This is a genomic window from Phaeovulum vinaykumarii (assembly GCF_900156695.1).
In the GTDB taxonomy this organism is placed as follows: domain Bacteria; phylum Pseudomonadota; class Alphaproteobacteria; order Rhodobacterales; family Rhodobacteraceae; genus Bieblia_A; species Bieblia_A vinaykumarii.
The window spans coordinates 602,578-623,991 of sequence record NZ_FTOM01000002.1 but is presented as its reverse complement, the minus strand read 5'-3'; the positions used below and the strand labels follow the sequence as shown (position 1 = coordinate 623,991).

General features: G+C 70.3%; 15 protein-coding genes. 5 read left to right on the top strand and 10 right to left on the bottom strand.

Annotated elements, in window-relative coordinates; genetic code table 11:
* Window positions 1-4 precede the first annotated feature (4 nt).
* The 4 genes from BW949_RS07215 to BW949_RS07200 all read right to left on the bottom strand — a co-directional run bounded on the left by BW949_RS07215 (window position 5) and on the right by BW949_RS07200 (window position 5,997).
* On the bottom strand, window positions 5-1,063 hold the full coding sequence (locus tag BW949_RS07215) for a glycoside hydrolase family 3 N-terminal domain-containing protein (protein ID WP_076364913.1): 1,059 nt from the start codon (window positions 1,061-1,063) through the stop codon (window positions 5-7).
* A gap of 28 nt (window positions 1,064-1,091) precedes the next feature.
* The gene (locus BW949_RS07210) at window positions 1,092-2,189 is read right to left on the bottom strand and encodes an SPOR domain-containing protein (protein WP_076364466.1); all 1,098 of its coding nucleotides are present in this window, start codon (window positions 2,187-2,189) and stop codon (window positions 1,092-1,094) included.
* A gap of 129 nt (window positions 2,190-2,318) precedes the next feature.
* Complete coding sequence (gene argS / locus BW949_RS07205) at window positions 2,319-4,058, bottom strand: arginine--tRNA ligase (RefSeq protein WP_076364464.1); 1,740 nt, start codon at window positions 4,056-4,058, stop codon at window positions 2,319-2,321.
* Window positions 4,059-4,176: 118 nt separating this feature from the next.
* Window positions 4,177-5,997, bottom strand: a complete 1,821-nt coding sequence (locus BW949_RS07200; RefSeq protein ID WP_076364462.1) for a cation:proton antiporter — start codon at window positions 5,995-5,997, stop codon at window positions 4,177-4,179.
* Window positions 5,998-6,247: 250 nt separating this feature from the next.
* On the opposite strand from BW949_RS07200, the gene BW949_RS07195 reads away from it, so the two are divergent.
* The 3 genes from BW949_RS07195 to BW949_RS07185 all read left to right on the top strand — a co-directional run bounded on the left by BW949_RS07195 (window position 6,248) and on the right by BW949_RS07185 (window position 8,761).
* Complete coding sequence (locus tag BW949_RS07195) at window positions 6,248-7,768, top strand: DEAD/DEAH box helicase (RefSeq protein WP_076364460.1); 1,521 nt, start codon at window positions 6,248-6,250, stop codon at window positions 7,766-7,768.
* 241 nt (window positions 7,769-8,009) lie between these two features.
* Window positions 8,010-8,195, top strand: coding sequence for a hypothetical protein (locus BW949_RS07190; RefSeq protein ID WP_076364458.1), 186 nt, complete (start codon window positions 8,010-8,012; stop codon window positions 8,193-8,195).
* Window positions 8,196-8,272: 77 nt separating this feature from the next.
* Window positions 8,273-8,761 (top strand): cytochrome b, encoded by a 489-nt coding sequence (locus tag BW949_RS07185; RefSeq protein ID WP_076364456.1) that lies wholly within the window; start codon window positions 8,273-8,275, stop codon window positions 8,759-8,761.
* 71 nt (window positions 8,762-8,832) lie between these two features.
* Here BW949_RS07185 and BW949_RS07180 read toward each other — a convergent pair whose 3' ends face one another.
* Window positions 8,833-9,594 (bottom strand): alpha/beta fold hydrolase, encoded by a 762-nt coding sequence (locus BW949_RS07180; protein WP_076364454.1) that lies wholly within the window; start codon window positions 9,592-9,594, stop codon window positions 8,833-8,835.
* A 191-nt stretch (window positions 9,595-9,785) separates the two neighbouring features.
* Here BW949_RS07180 and BW949_RS07175 point away from each other — a divergent pair, with 191 nt between their 5' ends.
* Window positions 9,786-10,157, top strand: coding sequence for a hypothetical protein (locus tag BW949_RS07175; RefSeq protein ID WP_076364452.1), 372 nt, complete (start codon window positions 9,786-9,788; stop codon window positions 10,155-10,157).
* A 39-nt stretch (window positions 10,158-10,196) separates the two neighbouring features.
* On the opposite strand, the gene uvrA is transcribed toward BW949_RS07175, so the two are convergent.
* On the bottom strand, window positions 10,197-13,070 hold the full coding sequence (uvrA, locus tag BW949_RS07170; RefSeq protein WP_076364450.1) for an excinuclease ABC subunit UvrA: 2,874 nt from the start codon (window positions 13,068-13,070) through the stop codon (window positions 10,197-10,199).
* Between the two features lie 193 nt (window positions 13,071-13,263).
* Between uvrA and BW949_RS07165 the strand changes: the two genes are divergently transcribed.
* Complete coding sequence (locus tag BW949_RS07165; RefSeq protein ID WP_076364447.1) at window positions 13,264-13,620, top strand: rhodanese-like domain-containing protein; 357 nt, start codon at window positions 13,264-13,266, stop codon at window positions 13,618-13,620.
* Between the two features lie 130 nt (window positions 13,621-13,750).
* Here BW949_RS07165 and lpdA read toward each other — a convergent pair whose 3' ends face one another.
* The 4 genes from lpdA to BW949_RS07145 form a co-directional block, all read right to left on the bottom strand.
* The gene (lpdA, locus tag BW949_RS07160; protein ID WP_076364445.1) at window positions 13,751-15,139 is read right to left on the bottom strand and encodes a dihydrolipoyl dehydrogenase; all 1,389 of its coding nucleotides are present in this window, start codon (window positions 15,137-15,139) and stop codon (window positions 13,751-13,753) included.
* A gap of 69 nt (window positions 15,140-15,208) precedes the next feature.
* Window positions 15,209-16,576 (bottom strand): MFS transporter, encoded by a 1,368-nt coding sequence (locus tag BW949_RS07155; protein ID WP_076364911.1) that lies wholly within the window; start codon window positions 16,574-16,576, stop codon window positions 15,209-15,211.
* 167 nt (window positions 16,577-16,743) lie between these two features.
* Window positions 16,744-17,796, bottom strand: coding sequence for a tRNA preQ1(34) S-adenosylmethionine ribosyltransferase-isomerase QueA (gene queA, locus BW949_RS07150; protein WP_076364443.1), 1,053 nt, complete (start codon window positions 17,794-17,796; stop codon window positions 16,744-16,746).
* 97 nt (window positions 17,797-17,893) lie between these two features.
* Entirely contained in the window at window positions 17,894-21,376 is a 3,483-nt protein-coding gene (locus BW949_RS07145) for an AsmA-like C-terminal region-containing protein (protein WP_143524419.1), read from the bottom strand.
* Between the last annotated feature and the right edge of the window lie 38 nt (window positions 21,377-21,414).

Sequence of the window (21,414 nt, the reverse complement as noted above, 5' to 3'; positions counted from 1 at the left end):
CGGATCAGCCTGCGACAGGTTCGGCCGGCTCCCAGCCGGTCAGACGCTGGAATTCCGCCCAGAGCGCGGGCAGATCGGCATCGGCGGGCGGGCGGCGCTGGGCCAGGGCGGCCTCGGCGCGCGCCAGGGCCGCGCCCTCCAGCCGGCCGGCGGCGGCGACCACCTCGGCCATCTCGCCCGGATCGCCGTTGCAATGCAGCGCCACATCGCAGCCCGCCCCGATCGCGGCCGCGGTGCGCGCGCCCAGGCTGCCCTCGAGCGCCTGCATCGACAGATCGTCGGTCATCAGCAGGCCGCGAAAGCCGATGCGGTCGCGGATGGCGCCGATCATGCGGCGCGACTGGGTGGCCGGATGCGCGGCATCGAAGGCGGTGAAGCGGATATGCGCGGTCATCGCCATCGGCATGTCGCGCAGCGCCGCAAAGGCCGCGAAATCGCTGCGCGACAGGTCTTCGGCCGAGGCGGTGACCACGGGCAGGGTCTGGTGGCTGTCGGCGCGGGCGCGGCCATGGCCGGGGATATGCTTGATCACCGGCAGGACGCCGCCGGCCATCAGCCCCGCCGCCAGCGCACGGGCACGCGCGCCGACCTCGGCGGGCTGGCGGCCCAGACAGCGGTTTTTCAGGAAGTCATGCGTCTCGGGGCGGGCCAGGTCCACGCCGGGGGCGCAATTGGCGTCGATCCCCATCTCGGACAGCTCCGCCGCGATCAGCCGCCCGCGCAGCCACAACCCGCGCAGCACCGCCCCCACCCCGGCCCCGCGCGCGATCATCGCATTCACCTGGTCAAGCGGCGCCGGCCAGGCGCGCCAATGCGGCGGGCGCAGGCGCTGGACGCGCCCGCCCTCCTGGTCGATGAAGATCGGCGCATCGCGGCCCACCGCGTCGCGCAGATCCGCCGTCAGCCGTTTCAGCCGCGCCGGCGTGTCGATGTTGCGCGCGAAAAGGATGAAGCCCCAGGGGTCGGCGCGGCGGAAGAAGGCGGCTTCTTCGGTGCCGAGCACCGGCCCTGCAAGCCCAAGGATCGCCGCACCTGTCGTGGCCCCTGTCGTGGCTCCGTTCATGGCCCCGCTCATCGGATGGCCCCTCCCCTCAATGCGCCAATGTGGGAATGCAATTCTGCCCCTCGGCCACCAGAGCCGCGCAGAAGCTGCGCGCCTCGTCCAGATCGGCGAACCCCTCGACGCGCAGCCGGAAGAACTTGCGCCCCCCGCTCTCGGCGGCCTGCACCACGCGGCGCTTGCCTGCCATCAGCGCACCGAAACGCCCCGCCAGCCGGTCCCATTCGGCGCGCGCGATCTCGGCGCTGTCAAAGGCGCCCAGCTGCGCCAGCCGGGTGCCGGCGGGGATATCCTCGGGGGCGATCTCGATCTCGGGGGCGGGGGCCAGCGCCTCGGCCACGGCACGCGCAGCGGCCAGGGCGATCAGATCCTCGTTGGCGGGTTTGGCCACGGGGCGGGGCGAGCGCGCAAGCCCCGGCACGTCAGGCGGCACGATATCCGAGGCCGCGGCATCATCGGCACGCTGGGCCAGATCCTCGGCCAGGGCCAGGGTCGCCGCGGCGGCGGGGTCGAGAGGGGCTGCCGCGTCCGCGTCTGCGGCAGCATCCGCGGGGGCATCGTCGACCTCGGCCCCGGCACTGGCATCAGCACTGGCATCAGCACTGGCATCAGCGCTGGCGTCAGCGCGGGTTTCATCCGTGGGCGGGGCGGCGGGACGCGCCGTGCCACCGGGCAGATCGGGCGGGGGCAAGACGCGCGGCACCCCCAAGGGCGAGGCAGGCGCCCCGGACGCGGGGGCGTCCGCCGGGGCCGGTCGGCCGGGATCGCCCAGCCGGGGCGGCGCGACGCCGGTCATGGCGCCGTCTTCCTCGGCCAGCTCGACCGGGCCGGGGGCCAGCATCACACGATCGGGGGCGGGTTCGGCCACGCCATTGGCGGCCACCTCGTTGACCGCAAGGCCCGTGTGGCGCGCCAGACGGCCGCCGGGGTCTTCGGGGGCGATGCGCGCCGGACCTTCCAGCGCGCGCAGAACCGGCACCCCGGTCACGTCGCGCATGACAAGGCCATAGCCCCACCAGACCAGCCCCCCGACAAGCGCCGCCGATAGCACCACGCCCAGCCGGCTGGCCAGACGCGCAGCACCCTGGGGCGTGCTTTCGGGATGGGATGGGCCGGATCTGCCTGTCATTCAACGCCTCGCCTGGGGCAACGCCGCGCCTCGGGGGCATCGCCCCCGCGTCCCGCGCGCCCCGATCGGCACCGGGAGGGCAGCGGGCAGAAGCCACCCGCGGCCCGTCGAAGGATCCGCGCCGGATGCCTAGCGCATCTCTTCGGCGGGGGTGACGCCAAGAATACCAAGACCGGCCGAAATGACAACGGCCGCGGCCCGCGCCAGGGCGATTTTCGCCTGCGACACGGCGGGGTCGTCCTGCAAGAAGCGCAAGGACGGTTCGTCGTTGCCGCGGTTCCACAGCCCATGCAGATCCGACGCCAGCTCATAGAGATAGAAGGCGATGCGGTGGGGTTCGTTGGTGCGCGCAGCAATCTCGACCAGGCGCGGCCATTCGGCGATCTTGCGCGCCAGGGCCTGTTCGGCCTCGTGGGTGATGGCCAGCGGCCCCGCGGCCAGCGCCCCGTCCTCGACCGCGATGCCGGCCTCGGCGGCCTTGCGCAGCACCGAACACACACGCGCATGGGCGTATTGGACGTAGAAGACCGGGTTGTCCTTGGATTGCTCGATCACGCGGGCAAAGTCGAAATCGAGCGGCGCATCGTTCTTGCGCGTCAGCATGACGAAGCGCGTCACCCCGGCGCCGGCCTGTTCGACCACATCGCGCAGCGTCACGAAGGTGCCCGCGCGCTTGGACATCTTGAAGGGCTCGCCGTTCTGATAGAGCTTGACCAGCTGGATCAGCTTGATGTCGAGCGGCACCGCATTGTCCGACAGCGCCGCCACCGCCGCCTTCATCCGCTTGACATAGCCGCCGTGGTCGGCGCCGAAGACGTCGATCAGCAGGTCGAAGCCGCGGGTCACCTTGTCGTAGTGATAGGCGATGTCGGGGGCGAAATAGGTCCAGCTGCCGTCCGATTTCATCACCGGGCGGTCGACGTCATCGCCATGGGCGGTCGAGCGGAACAGGGTCTGCTCGCGCTCCTCCCAATCCTCGGGCAGCTTGCCCTTGGGCGGCTCGAGCGTGCCCTCGTAGATCAGCCCCTTGGCACGCAGCGCCTCGAGCGCGGCCTCGATCCGGCCGGTGCCGTAAAGCGCCTTTTCCGAGGAATAGACGTCCATCCTGACGCCCAGAAGGGCCAGATCCTCGCGGATCATGGTCATCATCGCCTCGGTGGCGAAGTCGCGGAAGAGCGGCAGCCATTCGGCCTCGGGCTGTTCGAGGTAGCGATCCCCGAAGCGGTCCTTGAGCGCCTGGCCCACCGGGATCAGATAGTCGCCGGGATAGAGCCCCTCGCGGATCTCGGGCTCGAGGCCATGCGCCTCGCGGTAGCGTTCATAGGCCGAGCGCGCCAGGACATCGACCTGCGCGCCGCCGTCGTTGATGTAATATTCGCGCGTGACGTCAAAGCCCGCGAAATCCAGCAGGCTGGCCAGCGCATCGCCGAAGACCGCGCCGCGGGTATGGCCGACATGCATCGGGCCGGTGGGGTTGGCCGAGACGAATTCGACGTTGACCTTGCGCCCCGCGCCCATGTCCGAGCGCCCGAAATCGCGCCCCGCGGCCAGCGCCGCGCGCACCACATCGTCCAGCGCCGCGGGCGCCAGGCGCAGGTTCAGGAAGCCGGGCCCGGCCACCTCGGCCAGGGCGATGCGCGGATCCTGCGCCAGTTCCGCGGCCAGGCGCTCGGCGATCTCGCGCGGCTTGCGGCCCGCGGGCTTGGCCAGCACCATCGCGGCATTGGTGGCCATGTCGCCATGCGCGGGATCGCGCGGCGGCTCCACGGTCACATTGGCGGTGTCGAGCCCCGCCGGAAGATCGCCCGCGGCCTCGAGCCGGGCGAGCGCCTCCACGACAGCGGTGCGGATATCGGCAAAAAGGTTCATCGGTCGGACCTGTCAGACGGGCGCAGTCACGCGCATTTTCGGAGATTGGCTGCTGTTGCCAGAGCCCGGCCGCGGCGTCAATGCTCTGCCCCCGTCACGCCGCCGGCCCCGCCGCCACTCATGCCGCCTTCGCGGGCGGGCACAGCGCCAGAAGCGTGGTGTCCTCGGGCTGAGGGGCGCCCTCCTCGGGCAGATCGGCCAGAAGCCGCAGGTCGCGCGGGGTGATCGCGGCCAGGGGCCAGGCACCGTCGGGCAGGGGCGCGCCCGGCGGCAGGGCGCGGATCTCGGCGCCCTCGGCCAGGGCCGCGTCCAGCTCCTCGATGCGGCGGCGCCCGGCAAAGGCCTGCCCGCCCAGCTGCGGCGGCAGCGCGTGGCTGGCGCGATCCTCGCGGGCGCGGGCCACCTGCCAGATCGCGTCGCGGCCGAATTCGGCGGCCAGGTCGGTCGCCACCAGCGTGTTGTAGGCGTCATTGTCGGAGGCCGCCAGCAGCCGGCCGAATTCGGCGCGTTCCAGCGTGGTCTCGGCCTCCTCGGAGAGGATGTCGCCCCAATGGATGCGCAGCCCCGCCGCGCGCGGACGGATCAGATGCGCGTGGTTGGGATCGGCCACGAGAACCGGCACCTTCTCGCGCGCAAGGGCCTCGGCCAGGGCGGTGGTGAAGCGCCCGCCACCGACCACGATCAGCCCCGGCCGACCCTTCTGCGCCAGCCCCAGCGCGCGGGCCATCGGCGCCAGGGTGAAGCCGTGCAGGACCACCGTGGCCAGCACCAGCACGAAGGCCAGCGGCCCGATCAGCGCGCCGTCCTCGACCCCAGCCTCGGCCAGCCGTTCCCCGAAAAGGCCCGCGACCGCCACCAGCACCACCCCGCGCGGGCCGGTGAAGGCGATCAGCGCCCGCTCGCGCCCCGGCAGCCCGGACCCGATCAGCGACACCATCACAGTCAGCGGCCGCGCCACCAGCACCACCGCCGCCACGAACAGCCCCGCCCGCCAGTCCAGCCGCGCGATCTGGCCGAAATCCATCGACGCCGCCAGCAGGATGAACACCCCCGACACCAGAAGGATCGTGGCCTGTTCCTTGAAGCGGCGCAGATCCTCGAAGCTGGGCAGGCCGGCATTGGCGATGACCACGCCCATCACCGTCACCGCCAGAAGGCCGCTTTCGTGCAGCACCGCCTCGCAGAGCGCAAAGACCGCCAGCAGCGTGACCACGAGGACCGGCACCTTCATGTAATCGGGCACGCGCGCGGCGCGGAAGGCCCCGGCGATGGCGCGCCCGGCGCCGAACCCCAGCCCCGCCGCCAGCGCGATGCCCAGCGCCATCTGGCCCAGCGCCTCGGCCGCGGGCAGGCCCGAGCGCGTGACCAGCACCACCTCGAAGGCCAGAACGGCGGCCAGCGCGCCCAGCGGGTCGTTGACGATGGCTTCCCATTGCAACAGTTGCGCAGGCCGTCGCGGCAGCCGTGCCTGGCGCAGAAGCGGCGCGATCACGGTCGGGCCGGTCACGATCATGATGCCGCCGAAGACGGCCGCGGCCTCCCAGGACAGGCCGGCGCCCCAATGCAGCACCACCGTCGAGGCCGCCCAGCCCAGCGGCGCGCCGATCGCCACCAGCCGGGCCACGCCGCGGCGCGCATCGCCCAGCTTGTGCACGTCAAGCGCCAGCCCGCCCTCGAACAGGATCACCGCCACCGCCAGCGAGATCATCGCCCCCGTCAGCGCGCCGAAATCGCGCGCGGGCACCACCAGCCCCGACACCGGCCCCGCCAGAAGCCCCGCCGCCAGCATCAGCACGATCCCCGGCAGCTTCAACCGCCAGGCCAGCCATTGCGCGCCGACACCCAGCACGCCGACCAGCGCAAAGGCCATCATCGGCCCGGAAAGGTGAAGCCCCGTCGCCGCCTCGATCGCGCCCAGCGCGCCCGTCGTGTCGCTCATGCCGGTCCCTCCATCCATTTCGATATGGGGCCATCCCTTTCGATATGGGGCATGCGTGCCAATTCGGCCAGCCATGATTGACGTGCAGGCACATTTGGATTAGGGCAAAAAGCGCCGCAACGGGGCGGCAAGACGTTCGGGGCGTTCGGATCATGCGTCCCTCATTACTCTGCGGTCCGACACCGCATGGGCTTCCGGCGCGAAACAGGCGCGGGGCTCCGGGGCGCAAACCATCCATAATAGGACGCTGATGACGAAGTTTTCCGACCTCAAGCTCGATCCCAAGGTTCTGTCGGCGGTGGCCGACGCGGGTTACGAGACCCCCACCCCCATCCAGGCCGGGGCCATCCCGCCCGCGCTCGAGGGGCGCGACGTGCTGGGGATCGCCCAGACCGGGACGGGCAAGACCGCCAGCTTCACGCTGCCGATGATCACGCTCCTGTCGAAGGGCCGCGCCCGCGCGCGCATGCCGCGCAGCCTGGTTCTGGCGCCGACGCGCGAACTGGCCGCGCAGGTGGCCGAGAACTTCGACGTCTACGCCAAGAACACCAAGCTGACCAAGGCGCTGCTGATCGGCGGCGTCAGCTTTGGCGAACAGGACAAGCTGATCGACCGCGGCGTCGATGTGCTGATCGCCACGCCCGGCCGCCTGCTGGACCATTTCGAACGCGGCAAGCTGCTGCTGACCGGCGTCCAGATCATGGTCGTGGACGAGGCCGACCGGATGCTCGACATGGGCTTCATCCCCGATATCGAGCGCATCTTCCAGCTGACGCCCTTCACCCGCCAGACGCTGTTCTTCAGCGCCACGATGGCCCCCGAGATCGAACGCATCACCAACACCTTCCTGCACACGCCGGTCAAGGTCGAGGTGGCGCGCCAGGCCACGACCTCGGAGACGATCGAGCAGAAGCTGATCGAGATCACCCCCGCCCGGCGCGACACCGCCGCCAAGAACAAGCGCGAGCTGCTGCGCGCGCTGATCCGCTCCGAGGGCGAGGCCTGCACCAACGCGATCATCTTCTGCAACCGCAAGACCGAAGTCGATATCGTCGCCAAGTCGCTGAAGGCGCATGATTTCAACGCCTCGCCCATCCACGGCGATCTGGACCAGAGCCAGCGGATGCGCACGCTCGATGGCTTCCGCGACGGGTCGGTCCGGTTCCTCGTGGCCTCGGATGTGGCCGCGCGCGGGCTCGATATTCCGGCGGTGAGCCACGTCTTCAACTTCGACGTGCCCAGCCACGCCGAAGATTACGTCCACCGCATCGGGCGCACCGGGCGGGCGGGCCGCAAGGGCCGCGCCTTCACCATCGCCACGCCCGCCGACGAGAAATACCTCGCGGCCATCGAAAGCCTGGTCAAGGCGCCGATCCCGCGCGGCGAGATCCCCGAGGGCTTTGCCCCTTCGGTCAGCGCGCCGCGTGCGCGCGCCTCCGACGACGCCAAGCCCGCGCGCAGCCGTTCGGGCCGGGGCCGCAGCCGCAGCGACAGCGCCAAGACCGAAGCCGCCGTTGCCGAGACGCCCGTGGTCGAAGCCGTCGAGACCCCGCGCGCGGAACCGCGCCGCGAAGACCGCCGCGAGCCCCGGCGGGACGACCGGCGCAGCGATCGCGGTGGGGACCGGGGCGGCGACCGGGGCGCGCCGGTGGTGGGCATGGGCGATCACGTCCCCGACTTCCTGCTGCGCAGCTTCCGCCCCCGCGCCAGCACGGCCTCGGCCGCCAAGACCACGCGCACGGCCGTGGCCGACAGCGCAACCGACGACTGAGCCCCCCACCCCGCTACTTGCGCCCACCCCGCCCTTTCGAATGCCCCTGCCCTTGCGAATGCAAAGGGCCGGATGGCCTGGGCGGCCCCGCTTTCGGGCTGGGCGCCGCCCGGATCGGCCCCTTCGGGGGCTTGATCTGCGTCACCGCGCCCGCAATACCGCGGCAGCATGACGCAGATCAAGGCCCCTTGCACGGAAACGTGATTCCGTCGCGTATGAAACGCGCCGACAGGAGGCTTCCATGTTCCGTCTTTTCGCCATCATCTATGCGCTGACCGGACCTACGCTTGCCGGCATTCTCATGGTCGCAGTGCTGAGCATGAACATGTTCAACAGCACGGCGATCATCTATTCCGTGGCCGCGGGCTTCATCATCGGTTTGCCCGTGGCCTTCATCGTTGCGCGCAAGTTGACCCAATCCGCCTGAGCGGCGACAGGGGCATCGGCGCGCATGAGCCAAATGGTGCGAAGGCTTCGGCCTTCGCCTGTCCAGCGAGGAGTCCCATGAAAACTTCCACCGGTTATTCCGGTCGTCAGATCGCCCTTCACTGGATCGCCTTTGTCCTGATCGCCGTGCAATATGTCCTGGCCGGCGGGATCGGGCATGCCTATCACACGATCCAGGAAGGCGGTCAGCCCGACTTCGACGCCACCGTCCTGGCCCATGTGCTGATCGGCGGGTTGATCCTGATCTTCGCCGTCTGGCGGATCGTGCTGCGCTTTACCCATGGCGCCCCGCCGCCGCCGGAATCGGAAAACCCGCGCGCGGCGCTGGTGGCCAAGGTCACGCAAGGCCTGCTCTATGTGTTCATGATCGCGGTGCCGATCTCGGGCTCGCTGGCGTGGTTCGGCGGTCTCGACGCCGCGGGCGCCATGCACCAGGTCGGCAAACTGGTGCTGATGCTGCTGATCGTGCTGCATATCGCGGGCGCGATCTACAACCAGGTGGTGCTGAAGAACCACCTGATCCTGCGCATGATGAAGGCCGAATGAGCCCGCCCATCCTGTGCTGAACAAGATTGCGCCGCGGCCCTTCGGTCGCGGCGCTTTTCGTTGGGCGCGGCTCAGGCCAGGAACTCGGCCACGGCCTGCTCGAAGTCGCGCGGCTTCTCGGCGTGCAGCCAGTGCCCCGCCCCGGCGATCTGGTGAAACTGCGCGGCGGGAAACTGCGCGCGGATCGCGTCGTGGTCCCGGGCGCGCACATAGCGCGAGTTGGCCCCCGTCACGAACAGCGCCGGTCCGTCGAACCGCCCCGGCGTGCCCGGCCAGCCGGTGATCCCGTCCATCTGGGCCTCGAGCACATCGAGATTGAGCCGCCAGCGAACCGGCCCGTCGCGCAGCTCGAGCGATTGCAGCAGGAAGGCGCGCACGCCCGCATCCGTGATGTCGCCCGACAGCCGGCGGTCGGCCTCGGTCCGGCTGCTCAGCCCGGTCAGATCCAGCCGCCGCATCGCCGCGATCAGGTGGTTCTGGCTGTGTTCATAAGCGACCGGGGCGATATCGGCCACGACCAGGCGGCGGACGCGGGCCGGGTCGGTCAGTGCCAGCACCATGGCCGCCTTGCCGCCCATCGAATGGCCCAGAACATCGGCCTGCCCGCCCTGGGCGGCGATCACCTCGGCCAGATCCTGCGCCATCTCGGCATAGCCGTGGCGGTCGGACCAGAAGCTGTCGGCATGGTTGCGCATGTCCACGGCCACGACCAGCCGGTCGGCCGAGAGCCGGCGCGCGATCACGCCCCAATTGCGCCCCGAGCCAAAGAGGCCATGCGCGATGACAAGCGGCGGCGCGCCGGTCGGCGTGCCATGAAGGGTCAGGTTCAGCATGCCCCCGATCTAGCCCGCCCCCCGCGCCAGTTCCAGCCCCCGTCAGTGTCTCCCGCCAGCGTCTTCGGCCCAGTTGCGACACGCGACGGTTGGCGACACGCGACAGTTGGCGACACGCGACAGTTGGCGACTCGGGGGCGCTGTCGTTAATCTTGCTGCGGGGATGACGGAATTCGGGAAGGGGGCTGCCGATGAGCCCGACGAACGTGCAGCAGATGGCCGACCGGATCGGCGAATTGCTGAGCGCCCGGCTGGGGGTGCATGGGCCGGATCTGCGCACCCGCGTGCGCGCCGCGCGCCGGCAATTGCCGCGCCGGGTGCGGCGGCAGGCGGAATATCTGGCTTCGGCCGCGGCGCATGGCGCCAATCCGCGCTGGGGCGGACAGATCGACGACGCGCGCGTGGCGCAGGCCTATGACAGTTGCCTGCGCTATCTCAAGCCGCTGGGCGCCTGGGGCCGGTTCCGGCGCCGGCTGATGCATCTGACCGCCACGCTGGCCTTCGTGATGCTGGTGGCCTTTGGCCTGTCGGTCTATGTCGCGGTGCAACAGGGCATCGTCTGAGCGCGCGCCCCGGCCCTTGCACGGCCCACGCGCCCCCGCTCAGCCCGCGCGGCGATGCGGGGCCAGCATCGGCGCCAGATAGCGGCCGGTGTGGCTGCCTTCGACCGCGGCCACCTCCTCGGGGGTGCCACAGGCCACGATCTGCCCGCCGCCGTCGCCGCCCTCGGGGCCGATGTCGATGATCCAGTCGGCGGTCTTGATGACATCGAGATTATGCTCGATCACCACGACCGTATTGCCCTGATCGACCAGCGAATGCAGCACGTCGAGCAGCTTCTTCACATCCTCGAAATGCAGCCCCGTGGTCGGCTCGTCGAGGATATAGAGCGTCCGCCCCGTCGAACGCCGCGCCAATTCCTTGGACAGCTTGACCCGCTGCGCCTCGCCGCCCGAAAGCGTGGTCGCCTGCTGACCCACCTTGATATAGCCCAGCCCCACCTCGACCAGCGCATCCATCTTCTCGCGGATCGAAGGGACGGCCTTGAAGAAGGCCTGCGCATCCTCGACCGTCATGTCCAGCACATCGGCGATGGACTTGCCCTTGAACAGGATCTCCAGCGTCTCGCGGTTGTAGCGCGCGCCCTTGCAGGTCTCGCATTCCACATAGACGTCGGGCAGGAAGTGCATCTCGATCTTGATGACGCCGTCGCCCTGGCAGGCCTCGCAGCGCCCGCCCTTGACGTTGAAGGAAAACCGCCCCGGCTTGTAGCCGCGCGCCTGGGCCTCGGGCAGGCCCGCGAACCAGTCCCGAATTGGGGTGAAGGCGCCGGTATAGGTGGCGGGGTTCGACCGCGGCGTGCGTCCGATCGGGCGCTGGTCGATGTCGATCACCTTGTCCAGATGCTCAAGGCCCTTGATCGTCTCGCAGGGCGCAGGCGTCTGGCGCGCACCGTTGAGCCGCATCGAGGCGGTCTTGAACAGCGTCTCGATGGTCAGCGTGGACTTGCCCCCGCCCGAAACGCCGGTGACGCAGACGAAGCGGCCCAGCGGGAAATCGACCGACACGTTCTTGAGGTTGTTGCCGGTGGCGCCCTCGATCCGCACCGCCTTGCCGTTGCCGGGCCGGCGCGTGGCGGGCACCTCGATCCGGCGCGTGCCCGAGAGGTATTGCCCGGTCAGGCTGGCGGGATCGGCGGCGATCTCCTCGGGGGTGCCGCGGGCCACCACGCGCCCGCCATGCACGCCCGCGCCGGGGCCGATGTCAAAGACGTAATCGGCGTGGCGGATGGCGTCCTCGTCATGTTCGACCACCAGCACGGAATTGCCCTGATCGCGCAGGTTCTTGAGGGTCAGAAGAAGGCGGTCGTTGTCGCGCTGGTGCAGCCCGATCGAGGGCTCGTCAAGGACATAGAGCACCCCCGTCAGCCCCGAGCCGATCTGGCTGGCCAACCGGATACGCTGGCTCTCGCCGCCCGACAGCGTGCCGGCCGCGCGGCTGAGCGTCAGATAATCCAGCCCCACATTGACCAGGAACCCCAGCCGCTCGCGGATCTCCTTCAGGATCGGGCGGGCGATCTCGTTCTTCTGGGCGCTCAGCTGCGCGGGCATCGCCGCGATCAGCTCATGCGCCTCGCGGATTGACAGATCGACGACCTGGCCGATATGAAGCCCCCCGATCTTGACCGCCAGCGCCTCGGGCTTGAGACGATGGCCGCCGCAGGCGCCGCAGGGGCGGTTGTTCTGATAACGCTCGAATTCCTCGCGCACCCAGGCGCTGTCGGTCTCGCGGTAGCGGCGTTCCATGTTGGGGATGACGCCTTCGAAGGTGCGGCTGACCTCGTAGACGCGGCCGCCCTCGTCAAAGCGGAAGCGGATCTCCTCCTTGCCCGAGCCATAGAGGAACATCTGCTGGACATTCTCGGGCAGATCCTTCCATTTCTTGCGCTTGTCAAAGCCGTAATGGCGGGCCAGCGCCTCGATCGTCTGGGTGAAATAGGCCGATTTCGACTTGGCCCAGGGCGCCAGCGCCCCTTGCAGCAGCGTCAGCCCGCTGTCGGGCACCACCAGCCGTTCGTCAAAGAAGAGTTCCACCCCCAGCCCGTCGCAGACCGGGCAGGCGCCGAAGGGGGCGTTGAAGGAAAACAGCCGCGGCTCGATCTCGGGAATGGTGAAACCACTGACAGGGCAGGCGAATTTCTCCGAAAACGTGATCCGCTCGGGCGTGCGGCCGGCCTCGATGTCGTCATTCGACAGCGCCTCTTCCCACAGCGCGATCCCGTCGGCCAGATCCAGCGCGGTGCGGAAACTGTCGGCCAGCCGCGTCTCGAGACCCGCGCGCACCACGATCCGGTCGACCACCACGTCGATGTTGTGGCGGAATTTCTTGTCCAGAACGGGCGGCTCCTCCAGATCGTGGAAGGCGCCGTTGACCTTGACCCGCTGGAACCCGGCCTTGCGCCATTCGGCGAATTCCTTGCGGTATTCGCCCTTGCGGTCGCGCACCACCGGCGCCAGCAGATAGCCGCGCGCGCCCTCGTCCATGGCCATCACGCGGTCGACCATGTCCTGGACCTGCATCGCCTGGATCGGCAGGCCGGTCGCGGGGCTGTAGGGCGTGCCCGCGCGCGCAAACAGAAGCCGCAGATAGTCATAGATCTCGGTCACCGTGCCCACCGTCGAGCGCGGGTTCTTCGAGGTCGTCTTCTGCTCGATCGAGATCGCCGGCGACAGCCCCGAGATATGGTCCACGTCGGGCTTGCCCATCATGTCGAGAAACTGGCGCGCATAGGCCGACAGGCTCTCGACATAGCGCCGCTGCCCCTCGGCATAGATCGTGTCGAAGGCCAGCGAGGATTTCCCCGACCCCGACAGCCCGGTGATGACCACGAACTGGTCGCGCGGGATGTCCAGATCCACGCCCTTGAGGTTATGCTCGCGCGCGCCGCGCACCTCGATGAATTTCTGCTCGGCCATCTGTATCCCCTGCCCGCGCCGCTCCGCGACCGCCCACTAGATAGGCGAGCTGGGGGCGATCGCCAACCGAAATGTGCGAACATTGGGGGAACAGAAACCAAGCGCGCAGAAATTCCGCAGCGCAGCATCGGCGGGGACTTGCACCGCTTCCAGATCTGTCACATATAAAAACCGGAATGTGAAAGGGACCGCCATGTTCGGATTTCTGCGCGGCGGCACGCCGCGGATCGCCCCCGCCGAGGCCGTTGCCAAGGTCAAGGCCAAGGAGGCCGTCCTCCTCGACATCCGCGAGCCGATGGAGCTGCGCGCGACCGGCCGCGCACAGGGCGCGATCCATGTGCCGATGGCGGCCTTTGCCATGCGCTGCGATCCCGCCAGCCCCGAATGCCTGCCCGAACTCAAGAACGGCAAGCCGATCATCCTCTATTGCGCAACCGGCGCGCGCAGCGGCATGGCGGGCTCGATGCTGACCCGCATGGGACATGCGCAGGTGTTCAATCTTGGCGGTCTGTCCGACTGGATGGCCGGCGGCGGCCAGATCCTGCGCTGATCCCCGCCCAGGCGCCCCCCGCCCAGGCGCCCCGGCCGATCAGGGGCGCGCGGCAGCGCCGCCAAGGGGGGCTCGATGCCCCCCGCGGCGGCTCCTCCCGGCTCCCACCCCTTCGGTCCCGCCGCGCCGCTCAGATATGCAGCGCGCGCTCCCAGGCGGCCAGGGTCGATTCGTGCATCATCTCGGACAGCGTGGGATGCGGGAAGACCGTCTCCATCAGCTCGGCCTCCGTCGTCTCGAGCCCCATCGCCACCACGAACCCCTGGATCAACTCGGTGACCTCGGCGCCCACCATATGCGCGCCCAGAAGCTCGCCCGTCTTGGCATCGAAGATCGTCTTGATCAGCCCCTCGGCCTCGCCCAGTGCAATCGCCTTGCCGTTGCCGATGAAGGGGAAGCGCCCCACCCGGATCTCGTGGCCCGCCGCGCGCGCCTTCTCCTCGGTCAGCCCGACCGAGGCGATCTGCGGCCGGCAATAGGTGCAGCCCGCAATCCGGTCGGCGCGGATCGGATGCACCGTCAGCCCGGCCAGATGCTCGGCCACCATCACCCCCTCGTGGCTGGCCTTGTGCGCCAGCCAGGGCGCCCCGGCCACATCGCCGATGGCATAGAGACCCGGCACCCCGGTCCGGCACCGCGCGTCGGTCACGACATGGCTGCGCTCGATGGTGACGCCCAGATCCTCGAGCCCCAGATCCTCGACATTGCCGACGATCCCCACCGCCGAGATCAGCGCATCCGCCGCCATCTCGATCCGGGTCTCGCCCTGGCGGATGGTCAGCGACAGCCCGTCCTCGCCCCGCGTCGCGGTCTCGATCGAGGCCCCGGCCAGGATGCGCATCCCCTGCTTCTCGAAGGACCGCGTGGCCAGTGCGGCGATCTCGGCATCCTCGACCGGCAGGATCCGCGGCGCCAGCTCGATCACCGTCACCTCGACGCCCAGCGCGCGATAGAAGCTGGCGAATTCGATGCCGATCGCGCCCGATCCCAGCACCGCCAGCCGCCGCGGCAGGAAGGGCGGCACCAGCGCGTGGCGATAGCTCCAGATCCGCTGGCCGTCGGGCTCGAGCCCCGGCAGCACCCGCGCCCGCGCGCCCGTCGCCAGGATCACCGCCCCGGCCTCGATGCTGCGCGGGGTCTCGGCCTCGACCTCGACCGTGGTCGGCCCGCTCAGCCGCGCGCGGCCGCGGATCACCTCGACGCCGTTCTTGCGCAAGAGATGCGCCACCCCCGAGGACAGCTGCCTGGACACCCCGCGCGAGCGCTTGACGATGGCGTCCAGATCGAAGCCGATGCCCTCGGCCGACAGCCCGAAGCTCTGCGCCTCGTGCATCAGGTGCAGCACCTCGGCCGAACGCAACAGCGCCTTGGTCGGGATACAGCCCCAGTTGAGACAGATCCCGCCCAGCTCGGCGCGTTCGATCACGGCCACCTTCAGCCCCAGCTGCGCCGCGCGGATCGCCGCGACATAGCCGCCGGGACCGGCCCCGATCACTGCAACGTCAAAGTCCCGCGCCATGGCCATTCCCCTTCCGAAAATTCAGTTTGGCATTAAACCATTTTCGGAACTGGTTCAATCTGTCGCAGATCACGCCCCGTCCGAACGGGGGGCGCGATCCGGATCCGCGGGCGCCCTTGCGTCCGGATCGTCAGCGATCCGTTCTTCGGCGGCCCGTTCTTCCGCCGCCCGTTCCTCGGCGGCCTGTTCCTCGGCCACCTCGTCGGCGGCAACCTGCGCGGCCTCGAGCGCGGCCTCGACCGCCAGCGGCGAGGCCGTCGGCGACAGCACGGCAAAGGCGCCGGTATCCGCGACCGCGGGCGCCGGGCGCCGCGTGGTCCGCCAGGCGGCATAGAGCGCCAGCAGCCCGAACACCCCCGACAGATACAGGAAGAAGCCGTCGGAGCCCACGCGCTCCATCAGCCAGCCGGTCAGGATCGGGCCGATCACGGCGCCCAGGCCGTTGATGAACATCAGCCCCGCCGAGGCCGAGGCCATGTCGGAATTGTCCAGGAAGTCGTTGCTATGCGCCACCAGCAGCGAATAGAGCGGGTTGGCCACCCCACCGGCCAGCATCGCCAGCCCCAGCAGCACCACGAAGACCGGCCCGGTCAGCGTCGCCACCAGCATGGCCAGCGTGCCCACCGCCGACAGAACCAGGATCAGCAGGCGCCGGTCCATGCGGTCCGACAGCCAGCCGATGGGATACTGGAACACAAGCCCGCCAACATAGATCGCCGCCACGAAGGCCGACACCTCGCCCACCGTCAGGCCGCGGCCCGTGCCCCAGACCGCCGCCATCCCGAACAGCGCCGAGAAGATGCCGCCCATCATGAACATGCCCACGCAGCCCAAAGGCGAGGCACGGAAGAGCTTGAGGAAGCTCAGCGGCTTGATCTGCTCGAACGGGGGGGCGGGTGTCACCGACAGCAGGATCGGCGTGAAGGAGATGGACACCAGCACCGAGGGGATGACGAACAGCAGATAGCCCGAGGGATCGCCCGTCACCATCAGCGCCTGACCGGCCACGATGCCCAGCATCTGCACGATCATGTAGGCCGACAGCGCCTGGCCGCGGTTCTCGTTGGTCGAGGCGGCGTTGAGCCAGCTTTCCGCGGTGATGTAGACCCCCGAGAAGGAAAAGCCGATCAGCACCCGCATCAGCGCCCAGGCCACCCAGTGGGGCACCGCGGCATAGAGGATGAGCACCGCCGAGATCAGCGAGCCCAGCGCCGCGAAGACGCGCACATGGCCCACCCGGCGGATCATGCGCGGCGTCAGCTGCGAGCCCAGCAGGAAGCCCGCGAAATAGGCCGACATGACGATCGACATGCGCGTCGTGTCGACCCCCTCGGCGGTGCCGCGAATCCCCAGAAGGGTGCCCTGCATCCCGTTGCCCACCATCAGGAGCATGACGCCAAGAAGAAGCGGCCAGGCGCTGCGCAGAACGGAAAGCATCGACATACCTCGGGTCGGGGGGATGGGATCAGGCTGCCAGAGACACGCGGGTCCGGCAAGCCTTGGGGTCCGCATATCCCTGCGCGCCGACAAAGGGCAGCCACAAACCGACATGCAAGGGCCGTTTGCGGCATACGCATGACGGCATGCCGCAAATGGCCGCCCGATCAGGGGATCAGCAGCGAGGCATCCCCGTAGGAAAAGAACCGATACCCCTGCCCGATCGCGTGCTGATAGAGCGCATGGATGCGTTCACGCCCCATCAGCGCCGAGACCAGCATCAGCAGCGTTGACCGCGGCAGGTGGAAATTGGTCATCAGCCCGTCGATGGCGCGGAACCGGTAGCCGGGATAGATGAAGATCTCGGTCGTGCCGGCAAAGGGGCGGACCTCGCCTTCGGGGGTGGCGGCGCTCTCGACCAGACGCAGCGCCGTCGTGCCCACCGCGATCACCCGCCCGCCCGCGGCGCGGGTGGCGTTGATGGCGGCGGCGGCCTCGGGGGTGATCTCACCCCATTCGGCATGCATCCGGTGGGTGGTCACGTCCTCGACCTTGACCGGCAGGAAGGTGCCCGCCCCCACATGCAGCGTCACCCGCGCAAAGCCCACGCCGCGCGCGGACAGCTCCGCCATCAGCGCGTCGTCGAAATGCAGCGACGCCGTGGGCGCGGCCACCGCACCGGGGCGACGGGCAAAGACCGACTGGTAATCCTCGTGGTCGGCGGCATCGGGGGCGCGCAACGCCGCGATATAGGGCGGCAGCGGCATCGCCCCCACCTCGGCCAGCGCGGTCTCGAAGGCCGCCCCGCCGACCGAGAAGGCCAGCCGCGCGCGCCCCTCGGCGATCTCGCGGACCTCGGCCGAGAAACCGGGGGCGAAGACGATCTCCTCGCCCGGACGCAGCTTGCGCAGCGGCTTGACCAGCGCCTGCCATTCGCCGTCGGTGCCGGGCTCCATCAGCGTGACCTCGATGCGGGCGTGGACCTCGCCCTGCGGGGTCTGGCGCGCGCGCAGCCCGCTCAGCCGCGCCGGGATCACCCGCGTGTCATTGAGCACCAGAAGATCGCCCGGACGCAGCAGGCCGGGCAGGTCGCGCACATGGGCATCGGACCATCCCTCGGGGCCCTGCGCCACCAGCAGACGCGCCGCCGGGCGCGGGCGCACCGGGCGGGTGGCGATCAGCCCCTCGGGCAGGTCGAAATCGAAATCCTCAAGCTTCATCCGGGCCTCGCTGGCAACGCCGCGCCCTTCTAGCCGCTTGGCGGGGGCATTGCACCCCCTTCCCCGCCACCCTGTCGGCCCTTTGGAAGGACGGCACTCAGGGCCGGTTCTGGCGGCGGAAGATCTCGCGGAAGAAACCCGGCGTGAAGATCGACAGCGGGTTGACGGTGACCCGCGGCGCGTCGGCGGACCCGCTCAACTCATAGGTGAAGCCGAAGATCCCCTCGCCCCGCCGGCTGATGATCTGGCCGATCCCGTTGATCAGATAGAGCGGCGAGACCACGCCCTCCATGTCCAGCCGGTTGCTGGCGAAATCATGCGTGCCGGTCATCGTGACCCCCATCGAGGCGCCCTCGGCCACGCCTTCAAGGATGCGCAGACCGGTGCGGTCCAGCCGGAAGCGGCCGTCGACCTTGTTGAAGAGAAGCCCCTCGCCGTTGAGCTGTTCGAGAAGCCCCACGACCGAGGCCGCCGACAGCATTGCCGCCAGCCGCGGCGCGCGGGTCACGCGCAGCCCGGAAATGTCAAGCGTGCCGTCCCAGGCCTCGGCGCCCGCCGGGTCGAGCCGCAGCACCATCCGTCCGCCCTCGGCGCGGCCGAAGACCTTGGCCGAGGACAGCACCGCGCCGGCATCGGCGGCCTCGATGGCGATGCGCGCGCGCCCGCCGGTCGCGGGCATCATCGTGCCGCGGATGGGGGCCTTGCCGTTGACCCAGGCGCCGAAGCTGCCGGCGCGGCCGCCGCGCGCGAACCGCCCCGAAAAGCCGGTCAGCGCCACCTGGTCCGAAACCTCGACCCGGTCGAGCGCCACCTCGATGGGCGCGTCGTCGCTGCCGCCGCCCGTCCCGCCGCCGCCCGTCCCGCCCGCGGGCATCCGCGCCAGGACCAGCCGGCCGCCCTCGATGCGCAGGCGCGGCGCGCGCCCCGCACCCCGCCCTTCCAGCGTGGCGCCGCCGTCGAACCAGCCGCCGATCCGCAGCCGCTCGAACCGAGCCTGCTCGAGCGCCCCCCCTTCGCCCAGCGTCACGGACCCGTCGGCCGTCAATCCCGGCGCCTCGAGGCTCAGGCTCTCGACGGTGGGGCGCGCGCCCAGCTGACCCGCCAGTTCCAGCTTGCCCGTGCGCGCCGCCCCCAGCGACCAGCCGATCTGCGGGATCGACAGCCCGATCCCCGCCAGATCCGACGAGAAGCGGTAGCGCGTGGGCTGATCCTTGACCAGATCGAGCGCGATCCGCCCCGTCCCCGCCCCCGACAGCATGCCCTTCGGCAGCCCGATCCCGAAGCGCGCCAGCGTCTGCGGCGACACCTCGACCCGCCCCTCGACCTGCGAGCGCCCGCGGTTCTCGGGGCCGAAGGCCTGGCGCCAGCTGCCCTCGAAACCCACCCCGTCAAGGCGCGCGCGCCCCGAGATCCGCACCCCCGCCCGCGTGGCGGCCAGATCCAGCGCCTCGGCCTCGAGCCGCCGCCCCGGCACCGCCTGATCCGACACCACCTGACGCAGCTGCGCGGTCAGGTCGTAATCCACCGCGTCGGTATCCAGCTTGCGCGCCAGCGTCAGCCGCAGATCGCCCGCCACCTGCGCCTGTCCGCGGGCCAGATCGGTGGGCATGCCCGCCTTGGTCAGAAAGCGGAAGGGGGGCTCGTCCAGAAGCGACAGCGCCGCGGGAATGTCCGAACGCGTGCGCAGCCGCACCACCGCCGGGGCGGGCTTGATGCGGATATCGGGCACGATCATCTGCGTGCCGGTCACGTCGATCCGCCCGCCCGAGGGCGCGATGACATGGCCCGCCTCGACCACCAGCGCGTGCTGGAATCCCTCGATCGTGGCATAGCCCACGCCGTCCTGCGCCGGCGGCAGCGACCGCAGGAAACGCACCTCGGCCCCCGCGAAGCTGTAGCCCAGCGCCAGCCGCGGCGCCGCATCGGGGCGCAGGCGCAGCGCGGCGGTCACATCCGACAATTCCCCCGTGGCCACGTTCTGATCCAGCCATTCGCGGGTCCGCGCCACCACATTGACCGGCCAGAGCCGGATCAGCCGGTCGCGCGCAATCCGGTCGGCGCCGAAATCGAGCGCGATCCGCCAGCCCTCGGGCGCGGCGGCAATGGTGCCCCGGCTCGACAGGCGGTGGCCGTCCGCCACAAGCTGGCTCTGGCCCAGCTCGACCGTGAACGGGTCGAACCCCACCCGGATATCGGCCGCCCCGCGCGAGAAGGCGACCGGGTGTTCGAACAGCCCCTCGGGGTCGACCTGAAGATCGCGCACGTCGATCTGGCCCAGAAAGCCCGTGGGCAGGACACCGGGCCGCGCCGGACCCGCGCCGTCGCGCAAGAGCGCCTGGCCCGCCGCCCGCAGGCGCAACGCGCGGCTGTCGAGCGACAGCTCGTTCAGCGTCATCCGCGCGCTGGCCGGGTCATAGGACAGATCGACCAGCCCGCCGGCAAAGGCGATGGGGCGCGCCTGGCCGGGGGGCGCCAGCCGCCCCGCGCCGATCTCGAGACGGGCGTCGAACCGCGCCAGATTGCCCGCCGCGTCGATGCCCGACCGGATCGAGCCGGTGATCGGCGCCTCGATCAGCCGCCCCCAGCTGAGCGCGGGGGAAAACAGCGCCAGATCGGGCGCCGAGACGGCGGTGACGGTCGAGGTCAGGCGCGTCTCGGCGCTGTCCTTGCGCGTCTCGAGCATCATCGCCACCGACGACGGCAGCCGGTCCCGTTCGCCCACGTCAAAGCCCAGCCGCAGCGCGATGGCGCGGTCGTCCTGCGTCAGGCTCAGCCGGCCGTCGCTGACGCGCCATTGCCGGCCCAGCCGCGCGTCGTCCATGCGCAGTTCCAGCCCCTCGGCCTTCAGGCTTTCCAGCCCCGACAGCACCGGCAGCGCAAACAGGTTGCGAAAGGCCGCCACCGCCTCGGCCGCGCTTTCCGGCCGCGCCCCCGACAGCGCCAGCGCGCCCCCCAGCCGCAGGTCCAGCGCCCCGTCGGCATTGCGCCGCAGCGCCACCCCCGCCCCCGAGATACGCAGCCGGCGCAAGCGGACCTCGCCCGCCAGAAGCGCGCCGGGCCAGACCGAGCCGCGCAATTCCGGCAAGACCGCAATCGGCAGACCCGAGGGCCGGTCGATCTCGACCCCGCGCAGGCGCAGCTGCGGAACCAGGCCGCGCTCGACGGCGATATCGGCGCCGCCGGCCACGCGGATGCGCACCGCGCCGCCCAGCGCCGCATTCACCCGCGTCTCCAGCGTGGCCAGCGCCAGATCGGGCACCGCCACCGGCATGCGGGTCAGCGCCAGAAACGACAGGAGCGTGGCCGCCAGGAAGATCGGAAGCGACAGGATCAGCCAGAAGCCGAAGCGCGCCGTCCGCCCCCGCCCCCGCGCACGGGTCCGCGGCCGGGGGGCGCCGGGGGGGCCATCGGAGGGGGGACCATCGGGTGGGAGCGCATCGGGGGGCAGCGGATGATCCAGAAGAAGCGGGGCATCGCGCGGGGGTGCGCCATCGGGGACACCATCGGGGACGGGCGCGGCCTCGGGAGTGGGCGGCGCCCCGGAAGACGACAGGGCGGGCGGCACATCGGCAGACGGCACACCGGAAGAGGGCGCCGGTCGTTCCCCGAGAGGCGGCC

Excerpts from the sequence above, each read along its gene's own strand:
- BW949_RS07215 (WP_076364913.1), bottom strand. The coding sequence starts at position 1,063 with ATGAACGGAGCCACGACAGGGGCCACGACAGGTGCGGCGATCCTTGGG.
- BW949_RS07210 (WP_076364466.1), bottom strand. The coding sequence starts at position 2,189 with ATGACAGGCAGATCCGGCCCATCCCATCCCGAAAGCACGCCCCAGGGT.
- argS (WP_076364464.1), bottom strand. The coding sequence starts at position 4,058 with ATGAACCTTTTTGCCGATATCCGCACCGCTGTCGTGGAGGCGCTCGCC.
- BW949_RS07200 (WP_076364462.1), bottom strand. The coding sequence starts at position 5,997 with ATGAGCGACACGACGGGCGCGCTGGGCGCGATCGAGGCGGCGACGGGG.
- BW949_RS07195 (WP_076364460.1), top strand. The coding sequence starts at position 6,248 with ATGACGAAGTTTTCCGACCTCAAGCTCGATCCCAAGGTTCTGTCGGCG.
- BW949_RS07190 (WP_076364458.1), top strand. The coding sequence starts at position 8,010 with ATGTTCCGTCTTTTCGCCATCATCTATGCGCTGACCGGACCTACGCTT.
- BW949_RS07185 (WP_076364456.1), top strand. The coding sequence starts at position 8,273 with ATGAAAACTTCCACCGGTTATTCCGGTCGTCAGATCGCCCTTCACTGG.
- BW949_RS07180 (WP_076364454.1), bottom strand. The coding sequence starts at position 9,594 with ATGCTGAACCTGACCCTTCATGGCACGCCGACCGGCGCGCCGCCGCTT.
- BW949_RS07175 (WP_076364452.1), top strand. The coding sequence starts at position 9,786 with ATGAGCCCGACGAACGTGCAGCAGATGGCCGACCGGATCGGCGAATTG.
- uvrA (WP_076364450.1), bottom strand. The coding sequence starts at position 13,070 with ATGGCCGAGCAGAAATTCATCGAGGTGCGCGGCGCGCGCGAGCATAAC.
- BW949_RS07165 (WP_076364447.1), top strand. The coding sequence starts at position 13,264 with ATGTTCGGATTTCTGCGCGGCGGCACGCCGCGGATCGCCCCCGCCGAG.
- lpdA (WP_076364445.1), bottom strand. The coding sequence starts at position 15,139 with ATGGCGCGGGACTTTGACGTTGCAGTGATCGGGGCCGGTCCCGGCGGC.
- BW949_RS07155 (WP_076364911.1), bottom strand. The coding sequence starts at position 16,576 with ATGCTTTCCGTTCTGCGCAGCGCCTGGCCGCTTCTTCTTGGCGTCATG.
- queA (WP_076364443.1), bottom strand. The coding sequence starts at position 17,796 with ATGAAGCTTGAGGATTTCGATTTCGACCTGCCCGAGGGGCTGATCGCC.